3 protein-coding genes and 2 pseudogenes are annotated in these 3,871 nt (G+C 60.5%); 1 reads left to right on the forward strand and 4 read right to left on the reverse strand.

Annotated features, from left to right (window positions below; all coding sequences use genetic code 11):
• A pseudogene (locus tag AC1DY5_RS45935) lies at nt 1–322 on the forward strand (IS4 family transposase); the annotation flags it as partial.
• A gap of 61 nt (nt 323–383) precedes the next feature.
• Here AC1DY5_RS45935 and AC1DY5_RS45940 read toward each other — a convergent pair.
• The 4 genes and pseudogenes from AC1DY5_RS45940 to AC1DY5_RS45955 all read right to left on the reverse strand — a co-directional run.
• The gene (locus tag AC1DY5_RS45940) at nt 384–1,352 is read right to left on the reverse strand and encodes a PDR/VanB family oxidoreductase (protein ID WP_478121048.1); all 969 of its coding nucleotides are present in this window, start codon (nt 1,350–1,352) and stop codon (nt 384–386) included.
• Between the two features lie 23 nt (nt 1,353–1,375).
• Entirely contained in the window at nt 1,376–2,377 is a 1,002-nt protein-coding gene (locus tag AC1DY5_RS45945) for a Bug family tripartite tricarboxylate transporter substrate binding protein (RefSeq protein WP_478121049.1), read from the reverse strand.
• A gap of 31 nt (nt 2,378–2,408) precedes the next feature.
• On the reverse strand, nt 2,409–3,476 hold the full coding sequence (locus AC1DY5_RS45950) for a TauD/TfdA family dioxygenase (protein ID WP_478121050.1): 1,068 nt from the start codon (nt 3,474–3,476) through the stop codon (nt 2,409–2,411).
• A 49-nt stretch (nt 3,477–3,525) separates the two neighbouring features.
• A pseudogene (locus AC1DY5_RS45955) lies at nt 3,526–3,871 on the reverse strand (NADH oxidase); the annotation flags it as partial.

Raw genomic sequence — 3,871 nt, forward strand, 5'->3', positions numbered from 1 at the left:
GTGGGTCCATCTGCTGGCCTACAACGTGATCCGGCTGCTGATGGCGCAGGCCGCCAGCCACGTCGGCATCGACCCGCGCGGCCTGAGCTTCAAGCACACGGTGCAACTGTGGACGGAGTGGGTCTCGCGAGGCCTCTCGGTCACGAAGGATTGCCAGCGGCTGTTCACGTTGATCGCCCAATGCAAGGTCGGCCATCGACCCGGACGCATCGAGCCGCGAATGCGAAAACGAAGGCCAAAACCCTACCCGTGGTTGAAGGTGCCGCGCGCCCAGGCTCGCCGACATGTCGAGAAGCATGGTCATGCGTACGAGCCAAAGTAAGTGCCATTCCCTCTAAGTCGGCGACCGCGCTCGCGTTTCGACGAACCGTTTGATGGAAACCTCAGAGATCCAGCGATAGCTCCGCGGACGTCGCACGCGAGCAGCAGATCATCATCGTTTGTCCGGCCTCCCTTGCGACATCAGACAGGACGTAGTCCCTGTGATCGAGATCCCCGCAAAGAACCTTCGTCTCGCAGGCTCCACAGACGCCACTCGCACAGGAGTAAGAGACATCGATTCCCGCCTGGACAATGGCCTCGAGAATCGACGTTTCGGAACCCACTTCAATCGTCTTGCGAGACCTGGCCAGCCTCACGGTGAAGGCTCGCTCTGCCGTATCCGATGTTTTCTGCGCCACCGGTGCTGCAAAGTATTCACGATGTACCAGGGCCGGATCTCGCTGCGCACACGCCGATTCGAACGCTTTCAGCATGGGAACGGGGCCGCARCAATACACGTGCGCATCGGGCGGCGCGGCCTCGACGATGGCGCGCAGATCCAATCGCTTGTCGCTGGCACCGGCATCGAAGTTCAGGTACACCTGACCGCCGGTGCTCGACGCGAGCGCCGCGATTGGGTCGACAAAGGCCGCACATTCTCGCCCTCGCGCCGAGTAGTACAAGGTCCACGGTGCACCGATCTCCGAAAGACGCTGGACCATGCTCCACAGAGGCGTGACTCCGATTCCGCCCGCAATGAGCACCGAATGCGCGGTCGTCTCCCGCAACGGGAAACTGTCGCGCGGCTGGGAGATGGACAAGACCTGCCCGACCCTGATCCGGTCGTGCAGATAGCTCGATCCTCCCTTGCTGGACGCCTCACGGTTCACCGCAATCACGTAACGATGGCTTTCTCCCGGCGCATTGACAAGCGAATAACTCCGCATGAGGCCATTGGGGAGGTGCAGGTCGATGTGGGATCCCGCCGCAACTGCGGGCCACTGATCTTGACCCGCAGGTCTGAAATCGAAACCATGGACCCCAGCGGCCAACAATTGAATCGAATGGAGTTTTGCTTGAAGTAATTTCATGAAGTTTCAAGCGCTGATCACCCTCATTGGGTCTCTAGGCCGGTGAGCTTGAACGCCTCACGCCACTTGGTAATTTCGGCTRCCACGAACTTCGCCGTGCTCGCGGGCGTCGAATCGGTGACCGGGCTGATGCCGTATCCAGCCAACCGGCTCTGGAAGGCGGGATTCTTCAAGACTTCGTTCAGCGCGAGGTTGATCCGATCGACAATGTCCTTCGGCGTCCCCGCCGGAGCCATGACGACATTCCACGTACCGACGGCGAGCGGCAGCGAAGCGGATTCGGCCAGGGTAGGGATCTCCGGCGCCGCCGCGAGCCGCTTGTCACTCATGACGGCGACGGCGATCAGCTTTCCCCCCTTGACAAGCTCCCGCCCCACTCCGAGCGACCCTCCGAGGAACTGTACCTGCCCACTGACGAGTGCTTGCACCGCCTCGCCATTTCCCTTGTAGGACACGACGTTCGATGCCGGCACCTTCGCTGCGTGCAAGAACAACTCGACGCTGAGATACGTCGTGCTCAGCCCCGAGGAGCCGTAGAAGTATTTCTTCGGGTCGGCTTTGAGCTTCGCGATGAAGTCGCGCGTGTTGCCCGGCATGGAGGGATGCGCGTACAGAACCACCGGCACGGTTCCGACCAACGCGACCGGCTCGAAGTCCTTCAGCGGATGGTACGGCACGCTCTTGTAGACCGACATGTTCAGCGCGTGCGTCGCCGCCGTTCCGAAGACAAGCGTGTAGCCGTCGGGCTTGCTGCGCGCGGCGACCTCGGTACCGATCATGCCGGTGGCGCCGGCACGGTTCACCACGACGATCGACTGCCCCAGTGCTTCGCCGAGTTCGTGGGACAAGAGGCGCGCAAAAATGTCTGTCTCGCCTCCCACTCCGAATGGGACGATCAGCGTGATCGGCCGATTCGGAAATGGGTCCTGCGCCGTAGCGATGCAGGAGACAGCCATGGCCGTGAAAGCAACGGACAGCGTCAGGAGATGCCGCCGTGCAGACGACAGGAAGTTCAGGATGTGCATGAGGGGTCCTTCTCATGGAGGGGGAAGACGGTCAATGCGCGAGTTCCGCGATGATTTCAGACGCGTCGAACACCGGCGGGCGAGGGTGTCGCTGCCAAGCTGCCATGTCGGCATCTCGATCCGCGAATGGCGCCGGCAATCGACTGAAGCCAGGCGTCCGCAACCACAGTCGCAGCAGGTGCCGCTTGCGCTCGATCGCGGGCCAGTCTTCATAGTCACCGCGCGAATGCAGCACCACGTAGTTGTTCAGAAACTGCATGTCACCGGGCTCGAACGACATGTCCAGGTAGAACGCCGGATCGTTGCAAAGGGAGTCCATCAGATCCAGCGCTTCCACCTGCGCTGCGCTCAGGCGCGGAACCTCTGCGAATCGCTGGGCAGATTCAATGTATGTGCGGTTGTAGCGAACGAACAACCGGTCATCCAGATGATTGAAACACGGCGTCACGTAGTACGGCCTTTGTCCGACATTCTCTTCACCGCGGCGATCCACGAAGAAGGATCCGCACATCACCGTCCACAAGTCGGGATGGCGGATCATGAATTCGTTGTGAATCGCGGCAGAACTGACAATGCGAGAGGCTCCGCCCGACTTCGCCTTCTGCAGACACAACAGCCCGACAACGTCGGTAGAATCGTTGTGGAAGGGAAGACGAAATCGCGTGTGGTATCCGCGCGAGCGCATCTCGGTCTTCAGATTTCCACCCAGATCGCGCACGTGGCCGAGCATGTCGCCCTGCGCATTCTGTGCGAAGGCCGGACCGAGGTGGGATCCGATGCCCCAGTAGATGGTTGCCGCATCCGCCTTGGAGTAGCGCTCGACCGGCAAGCCACGAAGCAGGACGAAGCCACGCCCGTCTTCCAGCTCTCGTAGAACCGCACTCATCTTCTTCGAAAAGCCGGGAATGGCGAAGTCATTCCTGGAAAGCTCGGGGATGCCGATGGCTCGCGATTTGACGAACGCCAGTGCCGATTCGATCTCGGCAATATCGTTCGCCTCGAGATGAATAATCCAGTCGTCACGCGTGGAAAGGTCTTCGCCTTTCCACGCGGAAGGGTGCGAGTCGAGTCGTTGAAGCGAATCGTGGATGCTTGTCATGCGGTTGTCTCCTTGTTGCCAACGCATTGGCCTCGTCATCATCACGCTGTCACGAGGCTTGCGCTGACACGTCCTTGCTCGGATTGATCAGGTATTTCTCGCCCGTCGCATACTTGGCGTAGGCCAATATGACCCCCGGCTGCAGTGCTTGCAACAATGAGATCTCCTTCGTGTATTGGTTGGCGAACGTTGTCTTGACCTCGCGGGCGACGCGTTCCTTCAGCTGTTGCACGGCGGCAGGGCCGATCTTCTGCAGGAATGGAAACAACAGCCAACCCCCCATCCCCCAGGCCATGCCGAAGCTCCGTGTGAACCTCGTGGGACTGGTGTCCAGTCTTCCATAGAGGTAGGCCTGCTTGTGGGTTGTAGAGCCGTAGACGCTGTACTCCTTGGAC

Source organism: Variovorax sp. P4_D9 (assembly GCF_056401695.1).

Coding starts and splice junctions, on each gene's coding strand:
- AC1DY5_RS45950 (WP_478121050.1), bottom strand. CDS start 3,476: ATGACAAGCATCCACGATTCGCTTCAACGACTCGACTCGCACCCTTCC.